The following is a 22,045-nucleotide window of genomic DNA, read 5'->3' on the forward strand; positions in this document are numbered from 1 at the left end:
ACCTCGGGACCGAGGGGCGGCGTAGCCTCCCGGCCGGCGCGGCGTCTGGGCTTCCCGCCCGGACATTGCTTCCTGTATCGCCAGGGTAGGGGTGCCTCCGCTATCGTTTCGCGATGCAAATGCACTAGCACCGCTAGTGCAATCGTCACGCGTGCGCGGTCAGGGCGGGCGGGCATCCTTGCTGCCCCCGGAAAATCGCTCCATCCAAGAGGAACAGCATGAACGACCAGGTACTGCGTACCCAGACCGACCGCCGCCAGTTGCAGCAGATCATCGCCGGCCTTACCGAAGGGGTGATCCTGATCGAGCCGGACCAGCGCATCCTCTGGGCCAACGAGGCGGCCCTGGCGATGCACGGCGTCGATTCGCTGGAAGGCCTGGGCGCCGATACCGGCGAGTATCGCGAACGCTTTCGCCTGCGCTACCGCAACAATCATCCGCTGCAGGAGGGGCAGTACCCGGCCGAGCGCCTGGTGGCTGGCGAGTGCTTCAGCGACGTGGTGGTGGAAGTGTTTCCCGCCGCCGACGAGGACACCCGCTGGGTGCACCGCGTGCGCGGGTTGGTGCTGACCACCCCCGAGGACAAGCCCGACTGCCTGGTGCTGATCCTCCACGACGCCACCGAGTGGGCCAGCGCCGAGCAGCGCTTCGAGAAGACCTTCAATGCCAACCCGGCGCCGGCGGTGATCTGCCGGCTCAGCGACTACCGCTACGTGAAGGTCAATGTCGGTTTCCTGGAAATGACCGGCTATGCCCGCGACCAGGTGATCGGCCGTTCGGTGTACGAGCTGGACGTACTCGACCAGGCCGAGCGCCGCGAACTGGCGGTGGAGCGTCTGGGCGCCGGCGAGACCATCCCGCAGATGGAGGCGAGCCTGCGGGTGGCGGAGGGCGGACGCAAGTGCGTGGTGGTCGCCGGGCAGCCGATAGAGGTCGGCGAGGAGGCCTGCATGCTCTTCACCTTCACCGATCTCGAACCGCGGAAGAAGGCCGAGGAGGCCCTGCGCAAGAGCGAGGAGCGCTTCGCCAAGGCCTTCCGCATGGCACCGGTGCCGAGCCTGGTGCTGTGCGGCGACGACCTGCAGGTGCTGGACATCAACCAGGCCTTCAGCGAAACCTTCGGCTACCAGGCCGAGGAACTGCTCGGCGAGTCCACCGTCGCCTGCGGGCTGTGGCAGGACGGCGGCGCCGAGCGCCTGGGCGAGCTGCTGGCGCAGAGCGGCAGCGTGCGCAACGTCCAGCTGCGCCTGCAGCACAAGGATCGCAACGGCCTGGACTGCCTGGTCTCGGCCGAGGCGGTGAGCCTCAACGAGCAGGACTGCGTGCTGGTGGCCTTGCTGGACATCAGCGACCGGCGGCGCACCGAAATGGAGCTGGTGCACGCCATCGAGACGGTGATGCAGGACGCTTCCTGGTTCAGCCGCACCCTGATCGAAAAGCTCGCCAACGTTCGCCGCGCCAACGCGCCGGGCACCGGCGCCGAACTGGCCGACCTGACTGCGCGCGAGCGCGAGGTGTTCGACCTCATCTGCCAGGGCCTGGCGGACAAGGAGATCGCCAAGGAACTGGGCCTGGCGCCGAACACCGTGCGCAACCACGTGGCGACCATCTACGCCAAGCTCGATGTCCACAGCCGTGGCGAGGCCATCGTCTGGGCACGCGAACGCGGATTCGCGCCGGAGCCGCGCAACGGCAACGGGCGCAAATAAACGAAGAGGGTACGAATGCACCAGGGCGGCTGGTGCATTCGTACCTGTCGCCCGCTCCCGTCGGCGCCGACACTGGCGCAGCACGCCCGGCATGCCCCCGCCCGTGGTCGTGCACCTTTTCTCCGCGGCGCGAGCCGCGCTGTCCGCACGTCTGTTCCCCTCGCCAGTTTCGCTCTGGCGGGGGCTTCCCGCCTCCTTTCGAATATTTGCCCCTCTGCCTCTGCTGGTGCGCGACGGCATCCTGCCGGCCGTTTGCGAATGCTCGGGACTGGTTTCGTGAAATTTTAAGTGTTATTTTTCATGAAAAATAACCAATATAATTTCACGGAGGTCGCGATGTTCCTGCAATCCAACGAGCATATCGGCACTTACTACGCCGCCGTCAATCCCGAACTGATCCAGCCGCGCCAGGCCCTGGAGGGTGACCTCGACTGCGAGGTGCTGGTGGTCGGCGCCGGTTTCAGCGGCTTGCACACGGCGCTGCGGCTGGTCGAAGGCGGACGCCAGGTATGCGTCATCGAAGCCAGCCGGATCGCCTGGGCGGCCTCCGGGCGCAACGGTGGGCAGGCGCTGCCCGGCTGGTCCAGCGACCTGCCGCCGCTGGAGGCCGACCTCGGCTACGAAGGCGCACGCCGTCTCTGGGACGGCATGCTCTGGGCGGCCGGCGAGATGCGCGAGTTGCCGCAGCGACATGGCTTCGACTGCGACTACCGGGTCGGTCACCTATGGACGGCGATCCTGCCGCGCCGGGTCGGCCTGCTCTACGACTGGCAGGCCGAGGCCAACCGTCGCTGGGGCTACGAGGGGCTACGCTTCGTGGCGAAGGACGAGTTGCCCGAATGGATCGCCAGCGAGCGCTACCTTGCCGGTCTCTACGACCCCCACGCCGCACACCTGAATCCGCTCAAGCTGGCGTTCGGCCTGGCCGCCGCCATCGAGCGCGCCGGCGGGCGTATCCACGAGCGGACCCGGGCCCTGAACTATCGCGAGGAGGGCGACGGCTACCGGGTCCGTACCGAGCACGGCGAGATCCGCTGCGCGGCGCTGGTGCTGGCCTGCAACGCCTACATCGACGGGCTGGACAGCGAGCTGTCGCAACGGATGCTGCCGGTGGGCACCTATCAGGTCGCCACTGAGCCGCTCGGCGAGGAACGGGCGAAGTCGTTGCTGCCGCGCAACTGCTGCGTGACCGACAACCAGTTCGTCCTCGACTACTTCCGCCTGACCCCGGACCACCGCCTGCTGTTCGGCGGCGGCTGCACCTACCTGGGCGGCATGCCCAGCGACATCCGCGCCGCCACCCGGCCCTATCTCGAAAGGGTGTTCCCGCAGTTGCGCGGGGTGGCGCTGGAGTATGCCTGGGGCGGGCATATCGACTGCAGCATGCGGCGTACCCCGGACATCGGCCGGCAGGGCAACCGCTACTGGCTGCAAGGCTACTCCGGCCACGGCGTGCTGCCGAGTCTGGCGGCGGCCAGGGCGGTCAGCGACGCGCTGCTCGGCGACGACGAGACCCTGGCGCTCTACCAGCGCCTGCGCAATCCGAAGTTTCCCGGCGGCCAGCGCTTCGCCGCGCCGCTGGAAGCCCTGGGCAAAGCGTATTACCGTTTGCGCGACCTGTTCTGAGAGGGCCCGGAACCGAGATGAGCGAAGTAGCCGACGACCTGGCGGAGATCGCCAGCCTGGTGCGCGAATTGCGCAAGCGCAAGGGCATCACCCTGCAGGCGCTGGCCGACGGCATTCGCCGTTCGGTGGGCTTCGTCTCCCAGGTCGAGCGCGGCCTTTCGCGGCCGGCGGTGGACGACCTGGTCGCCATCAGCCAGGTGCTCGGGGTGCCGGCGACCTACTTCTTCTGCTCGCCGAAGATCCAGGCCTCGCCCTGGGTGACCCGCCCGGGCGAGCGTCGGACCCTGGCCTACGCTCGTGGCGCCAGCGACAACCTGGTATCGCCGCGTCTCGGCGGCGCCTTCTTCATGCTCGAAACCTGCCTTGAAGCGGGTGCCGACAGCGGCGAGCGCGACCTGCTGGACAGCTCGGAGCAGGGCGGCTACGTGCTCGAAGGCGAGCTGACCCTGTGGCTGGAGGACGAGGAGCTGCGCCTGCAGGCCGGCGACGGTTTCCAGATTCCCAGCCATATGCGCAGCCGCTACGCCAACCGCAGCCAGGCGCCGGTCAGGGTGCTCTGGGTATACGCCTGACGAAGCGCGTTACCCGGTCGTTTGCCGGATAGCGGCGAAGACTTCCGGCATCGGCGAGAACCGTCGCCGACCGATGAAAAAAGCCCGAGGCACAGGCCTCGGGCTTTTCGTCACCAGCGTCCGGAGGCGCCGCCGCCGCCGCTGGAGCCGCCGCCACCGCGGAAGATGCTGCCACCGCCGCTGCCGCCTCCCCCACCGCCGCCGCGACTATTGAGGATGGCGCTGAGGATGGCCATCAGCACTTCGCCGGGAAGCAGGAACAGGGCGTAGATGAACAGGGTCGGCGCCAGTACGCCGAGACTGTCGTCCGCCGCGCGGTCGACGTTCTGCCACAGGCCCATGCTCAACAGCCAGGCCAGGCCGGCGACCGCCGCGCTGCAAAGCAGGAAGCGGCCGATGCTGCGCCGCCGCATCCACTGCAACGGCAGCAGGCGTCCGAGTAGGGCCACGGCGAGCAGGACCGCCACATAGACACCGAGGTAGACCGGGTTGCCCCAGAGCTGTCCGCTCAGGCCGCTCTTCTTTTTCGGCTCCGGCGGGGCGCTGTCATACACCTCACCCTCGTCGACCGGTGGCGGCAGGGCCCGCGGCGGCGTGGCCTCGGGAACCGCCGGCAAGGCGTCGACGGGAGCGCTGGCGGTAGCGCTTTCCGGGTTCTTCTCGGCATCGATCAGTTGCACCAGGCTGTCCACGCCGGCCTGGATTCCGCCATAGAAATTGCCCTGGCGGAACTGCGGCGTGATCCGCTCGCTGATGATCCGTCCGGCCTGGACGTCGGTGATGGCCCCTTCCAGGCCGTAGCCGACCTCGATGCGCAGGGTGCGGTCGTTCTTCGCCACCAGCAGCAGGACGCCGTCGTCGACCTTCTTCTGGCCCAGCTTCCATTTCTCGAAGGTACGCACCGCGTACTCCTCGATGGAATCGTCGCCGGTGGTCGGGACCAGCAGCACCGCGAGCTGCGCGCCGCTCTTGGCTTCCAGGGCGGCGAGCTGTTGCTCCAGGTGCTGGCGCTGGTCGCCGGAAAGGGTCGCGGTGAGGTCGGTGACCCGCGCCGTCAACGCGGGTATCGGTGGCACATCGGCCCAGGCGACCAGGCTGGCGAGCAGCAGCCCGGCGCCCAGTAGCAGCCGGCGCATGGCTTACTGCGCCGGTTGCGGGTTGCCGAAATCGACTTTCGGCGCGGTGGAGATGGCCGCTTCGTTTTCCACGCTGAAGTTCGCCTTGGGCTTGTAGCCGAACAGCTTGGCGGTGATCACGCCGGGGAACTGGCGCAGCAGCACGTTGTATTCCTGTACCGACTTGACGTAGCGGCCGCGAGCGACGGCGATGCGGTTCTCGGTGCCTTCCAGTTGGGTCAGCAGGTCCTTGAACAGGCCATCGGCCTTCAGTTGCGGGTAGTTCTCGGTGACTACCAGCAGGCGCGAAAGCGCCGAGCTCAGTTCGCCCTGGGCCTTCTGGAAGCGCTGCACGGCCTGCTCGTCGTCCAGTTGGTCGGCGTTCAGTTGCACGCTGCCGACCTTGGCCCGGGCCTCGGTGACCTGGGTCAGGACCGACGCCTCATGGGAGGCATAGCCCTTCACCGTGCTGACCAGGTTGGGCACCAGGTCGGCGCGCCGCTGGTACTGGTTGAGCACTTCCGACCAGGCGGCTTTCACCTGTTCGTCGCCGGCCTGCATGGCGTTGTAGCCGCAGCCGCTGAGCAGCAGGGCGAGGACGGGAAGGAGGGCATTTCTGAGGAATCGAGGCATGGTGGTACTCATCCGGGTTGAGAAAGCTCGATTGTAGACCAGCCAATGGCCAGCACGTTCCTTGTGCCGGCACGGATATCGGCTCTGTCAGGCGGTGCGGCGGCCGAACGCCAGCTTGGCCGCCAGGACCAGCAGGCAGAACACGAACAGCGCCAGCGACCAGACCGCCATGGACTGGCCGAGCAGGGTCCAGACCACTTCGCCGCACAGCCCCTCGGGCTGGAAGACCTGCGGCAGCCAGCTATCCAGCGGTATCCATTCGGGGAAGCCCATGAACATCTTGCAACTGCCCATGCCCTGGGCAGCCAGTTTCTCTTCCGCGACCAGCGACCAGGCGTGGTAGATCCCGCCCAGGCTGGCGGCGAGCATGCCCAGCGCGGCGATGCCGCCGGCGATCCGCGAACGCGGGGCGAGGCTGCCGACGATCCCGGCGAGCACCAGGCCGAGCACGTCCAGGCGAATGAAGATGCACAGCGAGCAGGGCGCGAAGCCGCGCACGTGCTGGAGGTAGAGGACGAAAGCGAGGATCAGCAGGCCGCCGATGGCGACCGCGGGCCAGAACAAGCGATTGTCGAGGGGCTTGAGGAGAGCGCTCAAGGCAGGGATTCCTGTGTCGTTGATAAGGGAGGCCGGGCCGGCACTGTGCGGCGCTGGCCGATGGTAGTCCATCAGGATTGTCCGAAGATTAAGCCGTTTGACGTAACGATGTCTGCTGCATGTTTCTCCGCTTTCGTAGGAGCTTTCAGGGAAAAACGCCGCAACGAGGCGAGCATTTGGAGCCTCCGCCGGGATAGACTATCCTGGTCTATACCAATAAGGCCCGTCATGCTAGCCACCAGCCTGGTGCTATGCGCCGCCGTTCTCCACGCCACCTGGAACACCCTGGTCAAGTTCAGCAGCGACCGCTTGCTGGTCGTCGCCTGCATGGACGTTGTCGGCGTGCTCTGCGCCATCCTGCTGTTGCCCTTCGTCAGCCTGCCGCCGGCCGAAGTCTGGCCCTGGCTGCTCGGCGCCACCGTCCTGCAACTGCTCTACCGGGTACTGCTGATCGAGGCCTACAAGGTCGGCGACCTGGGCCTGGTCTATCCGCTGATGCGCGGGCTGTCGCCGCTGGTGGTGCTGGGCCTGACCCTGGCGTTCGGCGGCGAGCAGCTCAGCGGCCGGCAGATCCTCGGCATCCTGTTGATCCCCTTCGGCATGCTTTGCCTGCTCTGGGGCGGCGGCGGTTCGCGGCTGCCCTGGCGGACCCTGCCGGTGGTGCTGCTGATCGGCCTGTGCATCGGCGGCTACACCTGGAGCGACGGCAACGCCTTGAAGCGCTGGCCGTTGGCGCTTGACTACCTGGTCTGGCTGACGCTGCTTTCCGGCCTGCCGTTCCCGCTGATCGCCGTCGGCGCGCGAACCCGCGCCTTCGCCCGCTTCTGGGCGCTGGAGTGGAAGCTCGGCCTGGCGGTCGGGGTCTGCGTGTTGGCCAGCTACGGCCTGGTGCTGTGGGCCATGCAGCTGGGGTCGATCGCCGAAGCGGCAGCGTTGCGCGAGACCAGCGTGCTGCTGGCGGTGCTGTTCGGCATGCGCTTCCTCAACGAGCCGTTCGGACTGCCACGCCTGCTGGCGTGCGGCCTGGTGCTGGCCGGAATGCTGCTGATGAAGCTCTGAAGGGGCTGTGCCTTTACAGAACGAGCGGCGCCAGCTTGAGTTGCAGTTCCACAACTACAAGGAACTGCCATGACCATCGCTTTCTGGTGCGTGCTGATCGCGATCTTCCTGCCTTACGTCTGTACCTCCATCGCCAAGTTCGGCGGGGAGGGCTACGGCGGTCGGGCCAACGCCGACCCGCGGGCGTTCCTCGGTTCGCTCGAAGGCTTTCGCCGGCGTGCCAACAACGCCCAGTTGAACGCTTTCGAAGTGACCCCGGCGTTCGCCGCGGCGGTGATCATCGCCCATCTGGTCGGCAACGCTTCGCAGGCGACCCTGGATAGCCTGGCCATTGCCTGGATCACCAGTCGCCTGCTCTACGTCATCTGCTACCTCGCCGACTGGGGGCCGTTGCGCTCGCTGGTCTGGTTCGTCGGCATGCTGCTCATCGCCGCGTTCTTCGTGGTTTCCGCCTGAGCAGCCCGCTGCGGCCTATGGCCGCAGTGCGGGCGCGCGGCTCTGGATCAATCGGCGGTGGCGGCGGATAATCCGCCGCTTCCGTGATCGACCCTGAAAAAAGAGCCTTGCCATGAAGCTGAAGTCCCTGCTCGTCGTGCTGCTGGCCGGCGTCGCCCTGAGCGGCTGTCACCGTATGGATCCCAATTCGCCCGAGGCCAAGCGCCAGGCGATCTTCAAGGAAATGCTACGGACCAGCGAGGACATGGGCGGGATGCTCCGCGGACGCCTGCCCTTCGACGCGGAGAAGTTCCGTGCCGGATCGGCGAAGTTGCACCAACTGGCCGACCAGCCCTGGCAGTACTTCCCCAGTCCCAAGGCCGGCGAGGAGGGCGAGGACACCCGCGCCAAGGACGAGGTCTGGCAGCGCCAGCAGGAGTTCAAGGCCGCCACCCAGGTCTTCATCGACGCGATGAACCGTCTCCAGGACAACACCCGCCAGGCCACGCCGACCCCGGATGGCGTGCGCAAGGACTTCGCCGCGGTGGAAGACGCCTGCGAAGCCTGCCACAAGAAATTCCGCGCGCTCTGAGGCCGGACCGGGCGTTATACGCCGTGCCTGGAAGGCGCGAGGGGTAGGGCGAATGAGCGCTGGCGCTCATCCGCCGTTGCGGCAGCGCTGGGCGGCACCTGGTGTCCCGCTGCGGCGCGGATGGCGGATAACACCATGGGCGTCATACGCCTTGCGTGGGAGGCGCGAGGCGTAGGGCGGTACCTGGTGTCCTACTGCGCCTGGGCCTGTTCCAGGCCTTTCTTGGCCTCTTCCAGTTCGGCGCGGGCCTCGGCCAGCTTGGCCTTGCGTTTCTCGATCTTCTCCGGATCGCCCTTGCCCATGGCCTTGCGCAAATCCTTCTCGCGTTCGCTGACCTCGCGCTCGCTGTCGATCACCTTCTGCTTGTTCTCCCTCAGCAGGCCGGCTTCGGTGCAGTGTTCCTTGACCTCGGAGAGGGCCTTTTCCAAGCCGGCCACCTGGCCTTCGTTGGCGAACGAGCGGGCCGTTTCCAGCTTCGCCTCGATGGCGGCCTGCTTGGCGGCGCAACCGCTGAGTGGGGCGCCTTTGGCGGCGCCCGGCTGGGCGGCAGAGAGCGGCAGGGCGACGGCGAGCAGCAGCCCGGCCAGCGGCAGTGAAGGACGAATGGACATCGGTTGGCTCCTTGATCGAACGGCCGGTGCGGTTGCCGGACGACGGCTCGGCCGAGCGTCCTGGCAGGCGGATGAGGCAGGCGGCAGCCGGCGTGACAAAGGCGCAAGTGTGCCAGCAAACGGCACGGTTGTGGTTGTCCGGGAGCAAAGTACGCCGCCCCGGGGTCTCTGGAGAAGGGCCATGGTTCGGGCATTCCGGCGCAACCCGGCCTAACGTTGTCCGAAGACGCCGAGAACGGGAGAACCGCGATGCGTACGCTGATCCGCCTGGTTCGCACGCTTATCCTGCTGCTGGTCCTGGCGCTGCTCGCCGGCGCCTGGTGGTGGCTGCAGGACGAGGCCCTGCGCCCCCCCGCGCTGGCCGGCCACAGCGAGGACTCGAGCCTGAAGGTCGCGGGCCTGCGCCGGCATTACCTGCTCTACGTGCCGCCGGGCGTGTCCGAGGGAGCGCCGTTGCTGGTGGTGCTGCACGGCTCACGGGGCGACGGCGCGCAGATGCGCCGCATCAGCGGCTACGGCTTCGACCGGCTGGCGGCGCAAGAAGGTTTCCTGGTGGCCTACCCGGACGGCTTCGAGGGCCACTGGAACGATTGCCGCAAGGCCGCCAGCTATTCGGCGCGGCTGCGTGACGTCGATGACGTGGCTTTCCTCCGCGCGCTGGTGGCGCGGCTGGCCCAGGAATACCGCGTCGATTCGCAGCGGGTATATGTCGCCGGCTACTCCAATGGCGGCCAGATGGCTTTCCGCCTGGCCGCCGAAGCGCCGGGGTTGCCGGCGGCGATCGCAGCGGTGGCGGCGAGCCTGCCGACCACGGGGAACGATGCCTGTCGGCCGGTCGAGCGGCCGACCGCGGCGTTGCTGATCAACGGCACGCGCGATCCGATCAATCCCTATCTCGGCGGCAAGGTCAGCCTGTTCGGCTTCGGCGACCGGGGCGCGGTACGCTCGACCCTGGACTCGGCACGCTGGTGGGCCGGCCTGAACGGCATCGCAGCGCCGCCGGACGTGGCGCCGCTGACCCGTCCCGGCCCGGTCTGGACCGAGCGCCAGCGCTGGCAGGAAGACGGCCATCCGCCGGTGGAGCTGCTCAGCGTGCATGGCGGCGGCCACGTGCTGGCGCAGCCGGACTATCGCTTCCCGCGGATTCTCGGCAAGAGCGACCCGGAACTGGACGCGCCAGTGGAAATCTGGCGCTTCTTCAGCCAGTTGCCGCGCTGAGGCTCAGACCTCGAAGACGAATTCCGGACGGAACCCGCCTTTCTCGTGGGGATAGCCGCCCGGATTGGCCAGCACCCGTGCCCGGCCGATGCGGTAGTCGAGGGCGTCGTGGACGTGACCGTGCAGCCAGTAGTCGGCCTGCGCCACCAGTTCGTCGAGGTTGGAAGCGAAGGCTGGCGACAGTGGGTTGCCGACGAACTGCGGCGGGATCGACAGCGCACTGGGCGCGTGGTGGCTGACCACCAGCGTCGGGCCGTCGTGGGGCCGCGCCAGCTGTTCGGCGAGCCAGTCGCGCGAGGCCTGGTGCCGGGCGATGCTCTGCTCGGGGGTGAAGTCGCCACCGAACCAGTCGATGCAGCTGAAGTCCGGCATCGATTGCAGGGCCAGCTCATGGGCGGGTGCATAGCCGTCCGCGCCATAGAGCTGGAAGTCGGTCCACAGGGTGGCGCCGAGGAAGCGCGCCGGGCCGATCCGCACTTCGTCGTTTTCCAGGAAGTGGATCTCCAGCGCCCGGGCGATATTGCGCATCGCCTGGGTCAGGTCGGTCATTTCCGAGGAGTAGAACTCATGGTTGCCGGCGACGTAGACGATCTCGCTGTCGGCGAAGGTCTCGCGGGCCCAGTGCAGGCCTTCCAGGTGGCTGTGGATATCGCCGGCCAGCACCACCACGTCGGCCTCGACCTCTGGCAGTTGGCGTCGCCCGTCGAAATGTTCGTGGTGGAGGTCGGACAGCAGGCGGATCTTCATGGCACGGCTCGGCGGTAGGCGCGGCGGACCAGCATAGCTCCGCCCACCCCGGGGTTGAAGGCCGACAACGATTGACGCAGGTCATGGCTGTGCGGGAAAACCTCGCTGGCCTCGCTAATTCCCCCATGAAGTTAAGGGACAATTAAGACTGGACGCGCAGGGTTCATTCCAGCGATTCGCGCGTTCTGTCTGGGAGTGGTGCCAATGAAACTGTTATGGGGAGTTCTCGCCGCCGCGCTGGCGGCCTGGGGCCTGACGCTGGCCGTCGATCCGCCGGCGAGCCTGGACATCTGGGTGGTGCGCAAGCAGGCGATCCTGCTTACCGGGGTAGCGTCCTTCGCCCTGATGTCGTTGATCATGCTGCTGGCGGTGCGTCCGGTCTGGCTGGAGAAGCCGCTGGACGGGCTCGACCGCATGTACCGCCTGCACAAGTGGGCGGGCATCCTGGCCATCGTCCTCGGCCTGTTGCACTACCTGCTGGAGTTGGCCGGCCCCTGGCTGGCGGGTATCGTCGGCAAACCGGTGAAAGGCCCGCGGGTGGAAACCTTCCTCGATGTCTTCCGTGGCTCGGCCAAGGAGTTGGGTGAATGGTCGGCGTGGATTCTCGGCGGGATGCTGCTGATCACTCTCTGGCAGCGCTTCCCGTATCACCTCTGGCGTTATGTGCACAAGGCGTTGGCCCTGGTCTACCTGGTACTGGCCTTCCATTCCGTGGTGCTCGCCCCGGCCAGCTACTGGAGCCAGCCGGCCGGCTGGCTGGTGGCGGCCTGCGCACTGCTCGGTTCGGCCTGCGCACTGTTGTCTCTGAGCGGGCGGATCGGTCGCACGCGTCGCCATGCGGGCGTGGTCACCGCCGTCGAGCGGCACGGCGAAAGCCTGCTCGAGGTGACCTGCCGGCTGCAGGGCGACTGGTCGCACAGGGCCGGGCAGTTCGCCTTTCTCACCTGCGACCGCCTGGAGGGTGCCCATCCGTTCACCATCGCCAGCGCCGACCGCGGCTGCGGCGAGGTGCGCTTCAGCATCAAGGCGTTGGGCGACTACACCCGGCGCCTGCAGGACAACCTGGAGGTCGGCGCCAGGGTCGAGGTGGAGGGGCCATACGGCTGCTTCGACTTCCGCCGTGGCCTGGCCGGGCGGCAGGTCTGGGTCGCCGCCGGGATCGGCGTGACGCCGTTCATCGCCTGGCTGGAGTCGCTGCAGGCCGTGCCGGAAAGCGCGCCATCGGTGGAGCTGCACTATTGCGTGCGCAATTCCCAGGAAGCGCTGTTCGCCGGGCGCTTGCGCGAGCTTTGCGAACACCTGCCCAGCGTGACCCTGCACATCCGCTATAGCGACGAGCAGGGCAAGCCGCAGGCGGCGCAACTGGGCGTGCTGAAGAGCGCCGAAGGACGCTGGCCGAGCGTCTGGTTCTGCGGTCCGCAGGGGCTGGCCGACAGCCTGCGCCGCGATCTGCGCCGGCAGGGCGTGCCGCTGCGGCTGTTCCACCAGGAAGCCTTCCGCATGCGCTGAGCCTGCCGGAAACGAAAAAGCCCCGCCGAAGCGGGGCTTTTTCATCGCGCGGTCGCTCAGAGGCCGGCGGCATCGCGCAGGAGAGCGGCCTTGTCGGTCTTCTCCCAGGTGAACGCGGTGAAGGTATCGCCGTCCACGGTCAGCTCGAACGGATGACGACCGAAGTGGCCGTAGGCCGCGGTCGGCTGGTACATCGGGTGGAGCAGGTCGAGCATCTTGGTGATCGCGTACGGGCGCAGGTCGAAGTGCTCGCGGACCAGTTGTACGATCTTCTCGTCGCTGACCTTGCCGGTGCCGAAGGTGTTGATCGAGATCGAGGTCGGCTGGGCCACGCCGATGGCATAGGAAACCTGGATCTCGCAACGCTCGGCGAGGCCGGCGGCGACGATGTTCTTCGCCACGTAGCGGCCGGCGTAGGCGGCGGAGCGGTCGACCTTGGACGGGTCCTTGCCGGAGAACGCGCCGCCGCCGTGGCGGGCCATGCCGCCGTAGGAGTCGACGATGATCTTGCGTCCGGTCAGGCCGCAGTCGCCGACCGGGCCGCCGATCACGAAGTTGCCGGTCGGGTTGATGTGGAACTGGGTGTCCTTGTGCAGCAGCTCGGCCGGCAGCACCTGCTTGATGATCAGCTCCATCACGCCGTCGCGCAGGTCGTTATAGGAGACTTCCGGGTTGTGCTGGGTGGACAGCACCACCGCATCGATGCCGACCACCTTGCCGCCTTCGTAGCGGCAGGTCACCTGGGACTTGGCGTCCGGGCGCAGCCATGGCAGCAGGCCGGACTTGCGCGCCTCGGCCTGGCGCTCGACCAGGCGGTGGGAGAAGCAGATCGGCGCCGGCATCAGCACGTCGGTCTCGTTGCTGGCGTAGCCGAACATCAGGCCCTGGTCGCCGGCGCCCTGGTCTTCCGGCTTGGCCCGGTCGACGCCCTGGTTGATGTCCACCGACTGCTTGCCGATGATGTTCAGCACGCCGCAGGTGGCACCATCGAAGCCGACGTCGGAGCTGTCGTAGCCGATGTCGATGATGACCTTGCGCACCAGCTCTTCCAGGTCGACCCAGGCGGAGGTGGTGACTTCACCGGCGATGATCGCCACGCCGGTCTTGACCAGGGTTTCGCATGCCACGCGAGCGTACTTGTCCTTGGCGATGATGGCGTCCAGCACCGCGTCGGAGATCTGGTCCGCGATCTTGTCCGGATGGCCTTCGGACACGGACTCGGAGGTGAAAACGGAATATTCGCTCATCAATCGGTTCCTACATTACCGGTGGGTGAGGCGGCTTTCGGATGCATCCCTGGCGAAGTGCCGGACCTGGATCTGGAAGCCATTGCGTAAACCAATGTAAAGACTCTCGCCGGGCGTGAGCCCTGCGGCGTCGGCCCACTGGGCCAGGTCCTCCTGTTCGAAACCCAACCAGAGGTCGCCGCAGGCCTCCCTGGCCCAGCCCTGGTTGTGCCGGCACAAGTCCGTCACCAGCAGGCTGCCGCCCGGATGGACCAGGCGGGCCAACTGTTTCAGCGCCTCCGCCGGCGCGGCGAAGTGGTGCAGGACCATGTTCAGCACCACGCAATCGGCCGGTTCGGCGGCGTCCTGCAGGGCATCGGCCAATTCCAGGCGGACGTTGCCCAATCCTTCTTCCTTGCAGCGCTGGCGCGCCAGTTCCAGCATCGCCGCGCTGTTGTCCAGCGCCGTGACCTGGCGGAAACGCCTGGCGAGTTCCGGCAGGAATCCGCCGTCCCCCGGGCCGACCTCCAGCGCCGTGGCGCCGGGGGCGAAGGCCAGTGCGTCGAGCAAGGCCAACACGCTCTCACGGTATTGCGGCAGTCCTGCGATCAGGTCCTGCTGGGCCTGGAACTTGTCCGCCGCGCGGGCGAAGAAGTCCTGGCTGACCGCCGCGCGCTGGGCGTGCACGGCATCGATCCGCGCCCGCACGTCGTCGGGTAGCGCCCGTTCGTCCACTTCCTCCAGCAGCGCCGCGTGCAGCGCGCCGCCGGTGCGTTCGGCCAGGGGCAGCGAACGTCGGTAGAAGATCGCGTTGCCCTCGCGGCGCGTCGCCACCAGCCCGGCCTGGGCCAGCACCTTGAGGTGGTGGCTCATGCCCGACTGGCCGATGGCGAAGATCTGCGCCAGCTCCAGCACGCCGAACGAATCGTTGGCCAGGGCGCGCAACACATTCAGTCGCAGCGAGTCGCCAGCCGCCTTGCACAGCGCGGCGAGCGGGTCGTAGTCGTCTGGTCGTATCGAAGGCACGCGAAGGCTCATGGAGGCGCAGTCTAGTACCGGGTCCGAACCCCGGCAATGCCTGTATCAAAAATTTTTGATATTGATGACGGGTGGCCGTCGCGCAATTGCAATCCGGCTGCGCCAGGCTTCTGGCAAAACCGGTCGGCAGCGACATACTGTCCCCCTGCCGATCTGTCATTGCCCCTTGGGCCTTCGGTGGGCGAAAATGGCGCCCTTTTTTTCACTCCTGGTCTTCCGACCAGCAACCCCCGTAGGAGAATTGCGATGCCCAGCCGTCGTGAGCGAGCCAATGCCATCCGTGCACTGAGCATGGATGCCGTGCAGAAAGCCAACAGCGGCCACCCGGGCGCCCCGATGGGCATGGCCGATATCGCCGAGGTCCTCTGGCGCGACTACATGCAGCACAACCCGAGCAACCCGCAGTGGGCCAACCGCGACCGCTTCGTGCTGTCCAACGGCCACGGCTCGATGCTGATCTACTCCCTGCTGCACCTCACCGGGTACGACCTCGGCATCGAGGACCTGAAGAACTTCCGCCAGCTCAACTCGCGCACCCCGGGCCACCCGGAGTACGGCTACACCGCCGGCGTCGAGACCACCACCGGTCCGCTCGGCCAGGGCATCGCCAATGCGGTGGGCATGGCGCTGGCGGAGAAGGTCCTGGCCGCCCAGTTCAACCGCGACGGTCACGTGGTGGTCGACCACTACACCTACGCCTTCCTCGGCGACGGCTGCATGATGGAAGGCATTTCCCATGAGGTCGCCTCGCTGGCCGGCACCCTGCGCCTGAACAAGCTGATCGCCTTCTACGACGACAACGGCATTTCCATCGACGGCGAGGTCCACGGCTGGTTCACCGACGACACCCCGAAGCGCTTCGAGGCCTATGGCTGGCAAGTGATCCGCAACGTCGACGGGCATGACGCCGACGAGATCAAGACCGCCATCGATACCGCGCGCAAGAGCGACCAGCCGACCCTGATCTGCTGCAAGACCGTGATCGGTTTCGGCTCGCCGAACAAGCAGGGCAAGGAAGAGTGCCACGGCGCGCCGCTGGGCGCCGACGAGATCGCCGCGACCCGCGCCGCGCTGGGCTGGGAGCACGCTCCGTTCGAGATCCCGGCGCAGATCTACGCCGAGTGGGACGCCAAGGAATCCGGCGCCGCCCAGGAAGCCGAGTGGAACAAGCGTTTCGCCGCCTACCAGGCTGCCCATCCGGAACTGGCCGCCGAATTGCTGCGCCGCCTGAAGGGCGAGCTGCCGGCCGACTTCGCCGAGAAGGCCGCGGCCTACGTCGCCGATGTTGCCAACAAGGGTGAGACCATCGCCAGCCGCAAGGCCAGCCAGAACGCGCTGAACGCCTTCGGCCCGCTGCTGCCGGAGCTGCTCGGCGGTTCCGCCGACCTGGCCGGCTCCAACCTGACCTTGTGGAAGGGCTGCAAGGGCGTCAGCGCCGACGACGCCGCCGGCAACTACGTGTTCTACGGCGTGCGCGAATTCGGCATGAGCGCGATCATGAATGGCGTCGCCCTGCACGGCGGTTTCATTCCCTACGGTGCGACCTTCCTGATCTTCATGGAATACGCGCGCAACGCCGTGCGCATGTCCGCATTGATGAAGCAGCGCGTGCTCTACGTGTTCACCCACGACTCCATCGGCCTCGGCGAGGACGGCCCGACCCACCAGCCGATCGAACAACTGGCCAGCCTGCGCCTGACCCCGAACCTGGACACCTGGCGCCCGGCCGACGCGGTCGAGTCGGCGGTGGCCTGGAAGCATGCCATCGAGCGTGCCGACGGTCCGTCCGCGCTGATCTTCTCCCGCCAGAACCTGCCGCACCAGGCGCGCGACGTCGCCCAGGTGGCCGACATCGCCCGCGGCGGCTACGTGCTGAAGGACTGCGAAGGCGAGCCGGAACTGATCCTGATCGCCACCGGTTCGGAAGTCGGCCTGGCCGTGCAGGCCTACGACAAGCTCAGCGAGCAGGGCCGCAAGGTCCGTGTGGTATCGATGCCATGCACCAGCGTCTACGAGCAGCAGGACGAGTCCTACAAGCAGTCCGTGCTGCCGGTGGAAGTCGGCGCGCGCATCGCCATCGAGGCCGCCCATGCCGACTACTGGTACAAGTACGTCGGTCTCGACGGGCGCATCATCGGCATGACCAGCTTCGGCGAGTCGGCGCCGGCCCCGGCGCTGTTCGAGCACTTCGGCTTCACCCTGGACAACGTCCTGGCGGTGGCCGAGGAGCTGCTGGAAGACTGATGCACACGCTCTACTGGCGGGACCTCGAAAGCCCCGCCAATGGCGAATGGCTGGGCCTCGCGGTCCAGGTGGAGGGCGCCCATCGGGCGCCCTCTTTCCTTCATCTGCAATCCGGCGGCCAGGCCCGCATTCGCCTGATGCGTGGCGATCAGCCGCTGCTCTGGGCCACCCAGTTGCCGTACCACGATGGCATCTGGCTGGTGAAGAGCCTGGTCGCGGCGAGCCCGGCGCAGGCCAGCGTGCCGCCCATCGACTCGCCGACCCTGGAAGCGTTGCGCGGCCTGCGCGGCGAGGCCCGCTACAAGGCCTGGAGCCGCTATTTCGTCGAGACCCTGCGTACCAGCCCGGGCAGTTGCCTGGAGGCCGGGCGCTGGTTGCTGCGCCTGTCGCTCGCCGAGCAGGTGCCCGCCTGGCAGCCACCGCAGAGCCACGATCCGCGCGAAAGGGTGCTGGAACGCTGGCGCTACCGCAGCGTCGGGCGCGACGCACTGTTGCCGGACTGGCGCTTCTACAGCCTGGAGAAGGTCCTCGACGACGACTGGGTGCAGTGGCTCGACTGGTGGGGGCGCGACAACGACGCCCTGATCGCCCTGCGCCGGGTCGAGGATGACGAGGGGCGGGTCAAGTGGTGGCGCAAGAAGGCCCGCGAAGGCGAGCTGCCGCCGGTGCTGGCGCTGCGCCTGAACTGCCTGGATGCCTGCGTGATCCTCGATGGCCACTGCCGGCTGCGCGCCGGCCTGCTGGAGAACGTCGCGCCGGAGATCCTGGTGCTCTGTGCCTACGACGAGCAGCCGATGCCGGTGGATACGGCGCAGCGCGAACGGGTGCTGCAATCGCTGGCGCAGCGGGTCGACGCGCCGGTGCGCCGTGGACGCCGGCCGCTGGATAGCGAACAGCTCAACCAGGTGCTGCTGCGCCTGTTCGACGACCGTCCCTGGCCGCGAGTGCTGACCCGTGCCCGCGCGGTGCTGAAGGAAGAGCAGTGGTGCGCGGAAGTGCGCGACTGGCTGGCCGCCCGCGAGCGTCTGGACGCGCTGGAGCCGATCATCCGTCGCGTCGAGTAGCGCGCCAGCGCCGCAGCCATTCCAGGCCTGCCGAGGTGTCGCCGCGCGGACGGTACTCGCAGCCGATCCAGCCCTGGTAGCCGAGCCGTTCGAGTAGCTCGAACAGGTAGGGGTAGTTCACTTCGTTGTCGTCATCCGGCTCGTGGCGGTCGGGTACCCCGGCGATCTGGACGTGGCCGATATTGCCGATGTCGCGACGCAGGGTGGTGGCCAGGTCGCCCTCGACGATCTGGCAGTGGTAGCAGTCGAACTGTACCTGCAGGTTGTCCGCGCCGACCTCGCGGCAGATGGCCTGGGCGTCGTCCTGGCGGGTGAGGAAGAAGCCCGGCATGTCGCGGTTGTTGATCGGCTCTATGAGCACCGTCAGCCCGGCACCGGCGGCCTCGCGGGCGGCATGGGCGAGGTTGTCGAGGTAGGTCTCGCGGTGGCGGATGCGGTCGGCGCCGGCCGGCAGCAGTCCGGCCATGACATGGATGTGGCGGTTGCCGAGGACCTGGGCATAGTCGATGGCCTGGGCGATGGCGCGGCGGAATTCGGCCTCGCGCCCCGGCAGGCTGGCCAGGCCGCGCTCGCCCTTGTCCCAGTCGCCGGGTGCGGCATTGAACAGCACCTGGCGCAGGCCGTGGTCGTCCAGCCGGGCCTTCAGTTCGGCCGCAGGGTAGGCATAGGGGAACAGGTACTCCACGCCCTCGAAGCCGTCCGCCGCGGCGGCGGCGAAGCGTTCGAGGAAGTCGTGGCGGGGGTAGAGCATGCTGAGGTTGGCGGCGAAGCGGGGCATCTGGCGCTCCTGGCGGTCGGTGGATGCGGGCGAGCCTTGCACAACGGAACGCGGTCGCGCCAGCCAGGTGTCGCATGAATCGTTTCAGCGCCTGCACGCGAGCCGTTGCCGCGGCGCACGCCGCGCCGCGCGGGTCGCGGACGGTTCCCAGGCGGGCCCATCCCCCGCATAATTGGCGCCTTTCACTGGCCCCTTGCCGGAGCTATCCCTGCCGATGTCCACCCCGCCTTTTCGCGTCGCGCTCAATGGCTATGGCCGTATCGGCCGCTGCGTCCTGCGCGCGCTGCACGAGCGCCCGGAGCAACTGGGCTTCGAGATCGTCGCGCTGAACGACCTGGCCGACCAGGCCAGCGTCGAGTACCTGACCCGCTTCGACTCCACCCATGGCCGCTTTCCCGGCGAAGTGAAGGTCGACGGCGACTGCCTGCACATCAACGGCGATTGCGTGAAGGTGCTGCGCAGCCCGACTCCGGAGGCCATCGACTGGCAGGCGCTGCGGGTCGACCTGGTGCTGGAGTGCTCCGGCCAGTACACCAATCGCGCCCAGGCCGAGCGTTTCCTCCGCGCCGGCGCGCCGCGGGTGCTGTTCTCGCAGCCGATGGCGAGCGAGGCGGACATCGACGCCACCATCGTCTATGGGGTCAACCAGCAGGACCTCAGCGGCCGCGAAACGCTGGTCTCCAACGCCTCCTGCACGACCAATTGCGGGGTGCCGCTGCTCAAGCTGCTGAACGAGGCGATCGGCCTGGAATACGTGTCGATCACCACCATCCACTCGGCGATGAACGACCAGCCGGTGATCGACGCCTACCACCATGAGGACCTGCGCCGTACCCGTTCGGCGTTCCAGTCGGTGATCCCGGTGTCCACCGGTCTGGCGCGCGGCATCGAACGCCTGTTGCCGGAACTTGCCGGGCGCATCCAGGCCAAAGCCATACGCGTGCCCACGGTGAACGTCTCGGCGCTGGACATCACCCTGCAGACTTCCCGCGACACCTCCGCCGCCGAGATCAACCGGGTGCTTCGCGAGGCCGCCGAAAGCGGCCCGCTGCGCGGACTGCTGGCTTATACCGAGCTGCCGCACGCCAGTTGCGATTTCAACCACGACCCCCATTCGGCCATCGTCGATGGCAGCCAGACCCGCGTTTCCGGGCCTCGCCTGGTCAACCTGCTGGCCTGGTTCGACAACGAATGGGGATTCGCCAACCGTATGCTCGACGTCGCCGGACACTACCTGCGCGCCGCCGTGCCTGATCAACAAGTACCCAAGGACTGATTGTCATGACCGTGTTGAAGATGACTGACCTCGACCTCAAAGGTAAGCGCGTGCTGATCCGCGAGGACCTCAACGTGCCCGTGAAGGACGGCCAGGTGCAGAGCGATGCACGGATCAAGGCCGCCCTGCCGACCCTCAAGCTGGCCCTGGAGAAGGGCGCGGCGGTGATGGTCTGCTCGCACCTGGGCCGACCGACCGAGGGCGAGTTCTCCGCCGAGAACAGCCTGAAGCCGGTGGCCGAGTACCTGTCCAAGGCCCTGGGCCGCGAAGTGCCGCTGCTGGCCGACTACCTCGACGGCGTCGAGGTCAAGGCGGGCGACCTGGTGCTGTTCGAGAACGTGCGCTTCAACAAGGGCGAGAAGAAGAACGCTGACGAGCTGGCGCAGAAGTACGCTGCGCTGTGCGACGTGTTCGTGATGGATGCCTTCGGTACCGCCCACCGCGCCGAGGGGTCGACCCACGGCGTGGCCAGGTTCGCCAAGGTCGCCGCCGCCGGCCCGCTGCTGGCCGCCGAACTGGACGCGCTGGGCAAGGCGCTGGGCAACCCGGCGCGGCCGATGGCGGCGATCGTCGCCGGCTCCAAGGTTTCCACCAAGCTCGACGTGCTGAACAGCCTGGCCGGCATCTGCGACCAACTGATCGTCGGCGGCGGCATCGCCAACACCTTCCTCGCCGCGGCCGGACACAAGGTCGGCAAGTCACTGTACGAGGCCGACCTGGTCGAGACCGCCAAGGCCATCGCCGCCAAGGTCAAGGTGCCGCTGCCGGTGGACGTGGTGGTGGCCAAGGAATTCGCCGAGAGCGCCGTGGCGACCGTCAAGGCCATCGCCGAGGTCGCCGATGACGACATGATCCTCGACATCGGCCCGCAGACCGCCGCGCAGTTCGCCGAGCTGCTGAAGACCTCGAAGACCATCCTGTGGAACGGTCCGGTCGGGGTGTTCGAGTTCGACCAGTTCGGCGAGGGCACCCGTACCCTGGCCAATGCCATCGCCGATAGCGCGGCGTTCTCCATCGCCGGCGGCGGCGATACCCTGGCGGCGATCGACAAGTACGGCATCGCCGAGCGGATCTCCTATATTTCCACCGGTGGCGGCGCGTTCCTTGAGTTCGTCGAGGGCAAGGTCCTGCCGGCCGTGGAAATCCTGGAGCAGCGCGCCAAGGGCTGACGCAGACGGGGCAAACCATTCGCCGTCCTCGGGGGTCACACCTTTGAGGACGACGAAAAAAGGAGGTGCCCCATGCGTTCCGTAACCTTGCCACTCCTGATGTTCTGCCTGGGCCTGGCCGCCTGTAGCGGCGATGGCGGTCGACGCCCGAGCACCTGCGAGGTGATCAGTCCGCCGGACGTGATGGTGCCGACCGAGCAGAACCGCCAGCGGGTCGAGCAGCAGAGCAGCGGCGATCCGACCGCCGGACAAAAGCCGGTGGAATGCCCGTAGTGCTTTTCTGCCAGTTTCTACGGAAAGGGCTGGGGATTCGCCAGCGTACGCAGTAGCATTGCGCCTTTCCTGTGACAGGCAAGGCCAGCCGGCCGCCGCGCGGGCCGCTTGCGGCCCGGCGAGGTGCGGTGGAGCGTTCCGCACGGATGGAGGATGGACATGAACTACTCGCGTATCGCCCTGTTCGGCGGCTTCGCCGCCGCGGCGCTGCTGGCCGGCTGCTCCGCTTCCTCCGGCAAGCCGGGCGGCAAGGACTGGACCCGCTGGACCTGCGACAGCAAGGCGGTGATCGAATGGCGCTATATCGACGGCAGCAAGAACATCGTCGACCTGCGCCTGAAGGACGAGGACGACGTGGTCCACCACTTGGAGCAGGAACCTGCGGCCGTCGGCGCTTTCTATAGCGACGGACGCCTGGGCTTCCACCTGGAGAACGACGAAGGCCTGGTGTACTGGGTCGAAACCGACGACCTCATCGGTCGCGGTTGCAAGGCGCGCTGAGTCGCGCCGGCAGGGGCGCGGCGCCGCGACCGCTCCTCGCAAGGAACTTGAAC

General features: G+C 67.5%; 22 protein-coding genes. 14 read left to right on the top strand and 8 right to left on the bottom strand.

Going from position 1 to position 22,045, the window contains the following annotated elements; genetic code table 11:
- Positions 1-218: 218 nt before the first annotated feature.
- The 3 genes from AT700_RS02665 (at position 219) to AT700_RS02675 (ending at position 3,907) form a co-directional block, all read left to right on the top strand.
- A complete protein-coding gene (locus AT700_RS02665) occupies positions 219-1,709 on the top strand; it encodes a helix-turn-helix transcriptional regulator (protein ID WP_003121801.1) in 1,491 nt (496 codons plus the stop codon).
- Positions 1,710-2,045: 336 nt separating this feature from the next.
- Positions 2,046-3,335: an NAD(P)/FAD-dependent oxidoreductase gene (locus AT700_RS02670; protein WP_034072815.1), complete on the top strand. Its 1,290-nt coding sequence runs from the start codon at positions 2,046-2,048 to the stop codon at positions 3,333-3,335.
- A 17-nt stretch (positions 3,336-3,352) separates the two neighbouring features.
- Positions 3,353-3,907, top strand: coding sequence for a helix-turn-helix domain-containing protein (locus AT700_RS02675; protein WP_003101576.1), 555 nt, complete (start codon positions 3,353-3,355; stop codon positions 3,905-3,907).
- 110 nt (positions 3,908-4,017) lie between these two features.
- Here the strand turns inward: AT700_RS02675 and AT700_RS02680 are convergent, their stop codons facing one another.
- The 3 genes from AT700_RS02680 to AT700_RS02690 all read right to left on the bottom strand — a co-directional run bounded on the left by AT700_RS02680 (position 4,018) and on the right by AT700_RS02690 (position 6,252).
- Positions 4,018-5,043 (bottom strand): TPM domain-containing protein, encoded by a 1,026-nt coding sequence (locus AT700_RS02680; RefSeq protein ID WP_004352197.1) that lies wholly within the window; start codon positions 5,041-5,043, stop codon positions 4,018-4,020.
- A 3-nt stretch (positions 5,044-5,046) separates the two neighbouring features.
- A complete protein-coding gene (locus tag AT700_RS02685) occupies positions 5,047-5,655 on the bottom strand; it encodes a LemA family protein (protein WP_003084923.1) in 609 nt (202 codons plus the stop codon).
- A gap of 87 nt (positions 5,656-5,742) precedes the next feature.
- Positions 5,743-6,252 carry a disulfide bond formation protein B gene (locus tag AT700_RS02690; protein WP_003121803.1) on the bottom strand — a complete coding sequence of 170 codons (510 nt, stop codon included), beginning with the start codon at positions 6,250-6,252 and terminating at the stop codon, positions 5,743-5,745.
- Positions 6,253-6,480: 228 nt separating this feature from the next.
- Here AT700_RS02690 and AT700_RS02695 point away from each other — a divergent pair, with 228 nt between their 5' ends.
- From AT700_RS02695 to AT700_RS02705, 3 genes are all read left to right on the top strand, one after another.
- Positions 6,481-7,311 (top strand): DMT family transporter, encoded by an 831-nt coding sequence (locus AT700_RS02695; protein WP_003101583.1) that lies wholly within the window; start codon positions 6,481-6,483, stop codon positions 7,309-7,311.
- A 69-nt stretch (positions 7,312-7,380) separates the two neighbouring features.
- A complete protein-coding gene (locus tag AT700_RS02700; RefSeq protein ID WP_003101585.1) occupies positions 7,381-7,767 on the top strand; it encodes an MAPEG family protein in 387 nt (128 codons plus the stop codon).
- Between the two features lie 112 nt (positions 7,768-7,879).
- Positions 7,880-8,338: a c-type cytochrome gene (locus tag AT700_RS02705; RefSeq protein ID WP_003110213.1), complete on the top strand. Its 459-nt coding sequence runs from the start codon at positions 7,880-7,882 to the stop codon at positions 8,336-8,338.
- A 191-nt stretch (positions 8,339-8,529) separates the two neighbouring features.
- Here AT700_RS02705 and AT700_RS02710 read toward each other — a convergent pair whose 3' ends face one another.
- Positions 8,530-8,949: a DUF1090 domain-containing protein gene (locus AT700_RS02710; RefSeq protein ID WP_003101589.1), complete on the bottom strand. Its 420-nt coding sequence runs from the start codon at positions 8,947-8,949 to the stop codon at positions 8,530-8,532.
- A 249-nt stretch (positions 8,950-9,198) separates the two neighbouring features.
- On the opposite strand from AT700_RS02710, the gene AT700_RS02715 reads away from it, so the two are divergent.
- On the top strand, positions 9,199-10,167 hold the full coding sequence (locus AT700_RS02715; RefSeq protein WP_003101591.1) for an alpha/beta hydrolase family esterase: 969 nt from the start codon (positions 9,199-9,201) through the stop codon (positions 10,165-10,167).
- Positions 10,168-10,170: 3 nt separating this feature from the next.
- On the opposite strand, the gene AT700_RS02720 is transcribed toward AT700_RS02715, so the two are convergent.
- Complete coding sequence (locus tag AT700_RS02720) at positions 10,171-10,914, bottom strand: metallophosphoesterase (RefSeq protein WP_034072812.1); 744 nt, start codon at positions 10,912-10,914, stop codon at positions 10,171-10,173.
- A gap of 204 nt (positions 10,915-11,118) precedes the next feature.
- Between AT700_RS02720 and AT700_RS02725 the strand changes: the two genes are divergently transcribed.
- On the top strand, positions 11,119-12,423 hold the full coding sequence (locus tag AT700_RS02725; RefSeq protein WP_033951706.1) for a ferric reductase-like transmembrane domain-containing protein: 1,305 nt from the start codon (positions 11,119-11,121) through the stop codon (positions 12,421-12,423).
- Between the two features lie 56 nt (positions 12,424-12,479).
- Here AT700_RS02725 and metK read toward each other — a convergent pair whose 3' ends face one another.
- Positions 12,480-13,670: a methionine adenosyltransferase gene (gene metK, locus AT700_RS02730; RefSeq protein WP_003084948.1), complete on the bottom strand. Its 1,191-nt coding sequence runs from the start codon at positions 13,668-13,670 to the stop codon at positions 12,480-12,482.
- A gap of 15 nt (positions 13,671-13,685) precedes the next feature.
- Positions 13,686-14,687, bottom strand: coding sequence for an ArsR/SmtB family transcription factor (locus AT700_RS02735; protein ID WP_003113231.1), 1,002 nt, complete (start codon positions 14,685-14,687; stop codon positions 13,686-13,688).
- Positions 14,688-14,933: 246 nt separating this feature from the next.
- Here AT700_RS02735 and tkt point away from each other — a divergent pair, with 246 nt between their 5' ends.
- Together tkt and AT700_RS02745 are read left to right on the top strand one after the other, a co-directional pair.
- Complete coding sequence (tkt, locus tag AT700_RS02740; protein ID WP_023085678.1) at positions 14,934-16,931, top strand: transketolase; 1,998 nt, start codon at positions 14,934-14,936, stop codon at positions 16,929-16,931.
- On the top strand, positions 16,931-17,995 hold the full coding sequence (locus AT700_RS02745) for a hypothetical protein (protein WP_003101600.1): 1,065 nt from the start codon (positions 16,931-16,933) through the stop codon (positions 17,993-17,995). The genes tkt and AT700_RS02745 overlap by 1 nt, the downstream gene beginning before the upstream one ends.
- Here AT700_RS02745 and otnI read toward each other — a convergent pair.
- Positions 17,976-18,773, bottom strand: a complete 798-nt coding sequence (otnI, locus tag AT700_RS02750) for a 2-oxo-tetronate isomerase (RefSeq protein ID WP_019725751.1) — start codon at positions 18,771-18,773, stop codon at positions 17,976-17,978. The two genes, AT700_RS02745 and otnI, sit on opposite strands and share 20 nt — an antisense overlap.
- A 214-nt stretch (positions 18,774-18,987) precedes the next feature.
- Here otnI and epd point away from each other — a divergent pair, with 214 nt between their 5' ends.
- The 4 genes from epd (at position 18,988) to AT700_RS02770 (ending at position 21,992) form a co-directional block, all read left to right on the top strand.
- Positions 18,988-20,049: an erythrose-4-phosphate dehydrogenase gene (gene epd / locus AT700_RS02755; protein WP_003084958.1), complete on the top strand. Its 1,062-nt coding sequence runs from the start codon at positions 18,988-18,990 to the stop codon at positions 20,047-20,049.
- Between the two features lie 5 nt (positions 20,050-20,054).
- The gene (locus AT700_RS02760; protein WP_003084960.1) at positions 20,055-21,218 is read left to right on the top strand and encodes a phosphoglycerate kinase; all 1,164 of its coding nucleotides are present in this window, start codon (positions 20,055-20,057) and stop codon (positions 21,216-21,218) included.
- 72 nt (positions 21,219-21,290) lie between these two features.
- Positions 21,291-21,491 (top strand): hypothetical protein, encoded by a 201-nt coding sequence (locus AT700_RS02765; protein WP_003084961.1) that lies wholly within the window; start codon positions 21,291-21,293, stop codon positions 21,489-21,491.
- Between the two features lie 159 nt (positions 21,492-21,650).
- Complete coding sequence (locus AT700_RS02770) at positions 21,651-21,992, top strand: MliC family protein (RefSeq protein WP_003113229.1); 342 nt, start codon at positions 21,651-21,653, stop codon at positions 21,990-21,992.
- Positions 21,993-22,045: the final 53 nt, after the last annotated feature.

The sequence above is a fragment of the Pseudomonas aeruginosa genome (genome assembly GCF_001457615.1).
Classification (GTDB): Bacteria; Pseudomonadota; Gammaproteobacteria; order Pseudomonadales; family Pseudomonadaceae; genus Pseudomonas; species Pseudomonas aeruginosa.

Bases quoted from the DNA above. Each gene is read 5' to 3' on its own strand.
- AT700_RS02700 (WP_003101585.1), top strand. From the start codon at position 7,381: ATGACCATCGCTTTCTGGTGCGTGCTGATCGCGATCTTCCTGCCTTAC.
- AT700_RS02665 (WP_003121801.1), top strand. From the start codon at position 219: ATGAACGACCAGGTACTGCGTACCCAGACCGACCGCCGCCAGTTGCAG.
- AT700_RS02670 (WP_034072815.1), top strand. From the start codon at position 2,046: ATGTTCCTGCAATCCAACGAGCATATCGGCACTTACTACGCCGCCGTC.
- AT700_RS02685 (WP_003084923.1), bottom strand. From the start codon at position 5,655: ATGCCTCGATTCCTCAGAAATGCCCTCCTTCCCGTCCTCGCCCTGCTG.
- metK (WP_003084948.1), bottom strand. From the start codon at position 13,670: ATGAGCGAATATTCCGTTTTCACCTCCGAGTCCGTGTCCGAAGGCCAT.
- AT700_RS02720 (WP_034072812.1), bottom strand. From the start codon at position 10,914: ATGAAGATCCGCCTGCTGTCCGACCTCCACCACGAACATTTCGACGGG.
- AT700_RS02725 (WP_033951706.1), top strand. From the start codon at position 11,119: ATGAAACTGTTATGGGGAGTTCTCGCCGCCGCGCTGGCGGCCTGGGGC.
- AT700_RS02705 (WP_003110213.1), top strand. From the start codon at position 7,880: ATGAAGCTGAAGTCCCTGCTCGTCGTGCTGCTGGCCGGCGTCGCCCTG.
- AT700_RS02745 (WP_003101600.1), top strand. From the start codon at position 16,931: ATGCACACGCTCTACTGGCGGGACCTCGAAAGCCCCGCCAATGGCGAA.
- AT700_RS02695 (WP_003101583.1), top strand. From the start codon at position 6,481: ATGCTAGCCACCAGCCTGGTGCTATGCGCCGCCGTTCTCCACGCCACC.
- AT700_RS02765 (WP_003084961.1), top strand. From the start codon at position 21,291: ATGCGTTCCGTAACCTTGCCACTCCTGATGTTCTGCCTGGGCCTGGCC.
- AT700_RS02760 (WP_003084960.1), top strand. From the start codon at position 20,055: ATGACCGTGTTGAAGATGACTGACCTCGACCTCAAAGGTAAGCGCGTG.
- AT700_RS02675 (WP_003101576.1), top strand. From the start codon at position 3,353: ATGAGCGAAGTAGCCGACGACCTGGCGGAGATCGCCAGCCTGGTGCGC.
- AT700_RS02715 (WP_003101591.1), top strand. From the start codon at position 9,199: ATGCGTACGCTGATCCGCCTGGTTCGCACGCTTATCCTGCTGCTGGTC.
- otnI (WP_019725751.1), bottom strand. From the start codon at position 18,773: ATGCCCCGCTTCGCCGCCAACCTCAGCATGCTCTACCCCCGCCACGAC.
- AT700_RS02710 (WP_003101589.1), bottom strand. From the start codon at position 8,949: ATGTCCATTCGTCCTTCACTGCCGCTGGCCGGGCTGCTGCTCGCCGTC.
- tkt (WP_023085678.1), top strand. From the start codon at position 14,934: ATGCCCAGCCGTCGTGAGCGAGCCAATGCCATCCGTGCACTGAGCATG.
- epd (WP_003084958.1), top strand. From the start codon at position 18,988: ATGTCCACCCCGCCTTTTCGCGTCGCGCTCAATGGCTATGGCCGTATC.
- AT700_RS02735 (WP_003113231.1), bottom strand. From the start codon at position 14,687: ATGAGCCTTCGCGTGCCTTCGATACGACCAGACGACTACGACCCGCTC.
- AT700_RS02770 (WP_003113229.1), top strand. From the start codon at position 21,651: ATGAACTACTCGCGTATCGCCCTGTTCGGCGGCTTCGCCGCCGCGGCG.
- AT700_RS02680 (WP_004352197.1), bottom strand. From the start codon at position 5,043: ATGCGCCGGCTGCTACTGGGCGCCGGGCTGCTGCTCGCCAGCCTGGTC.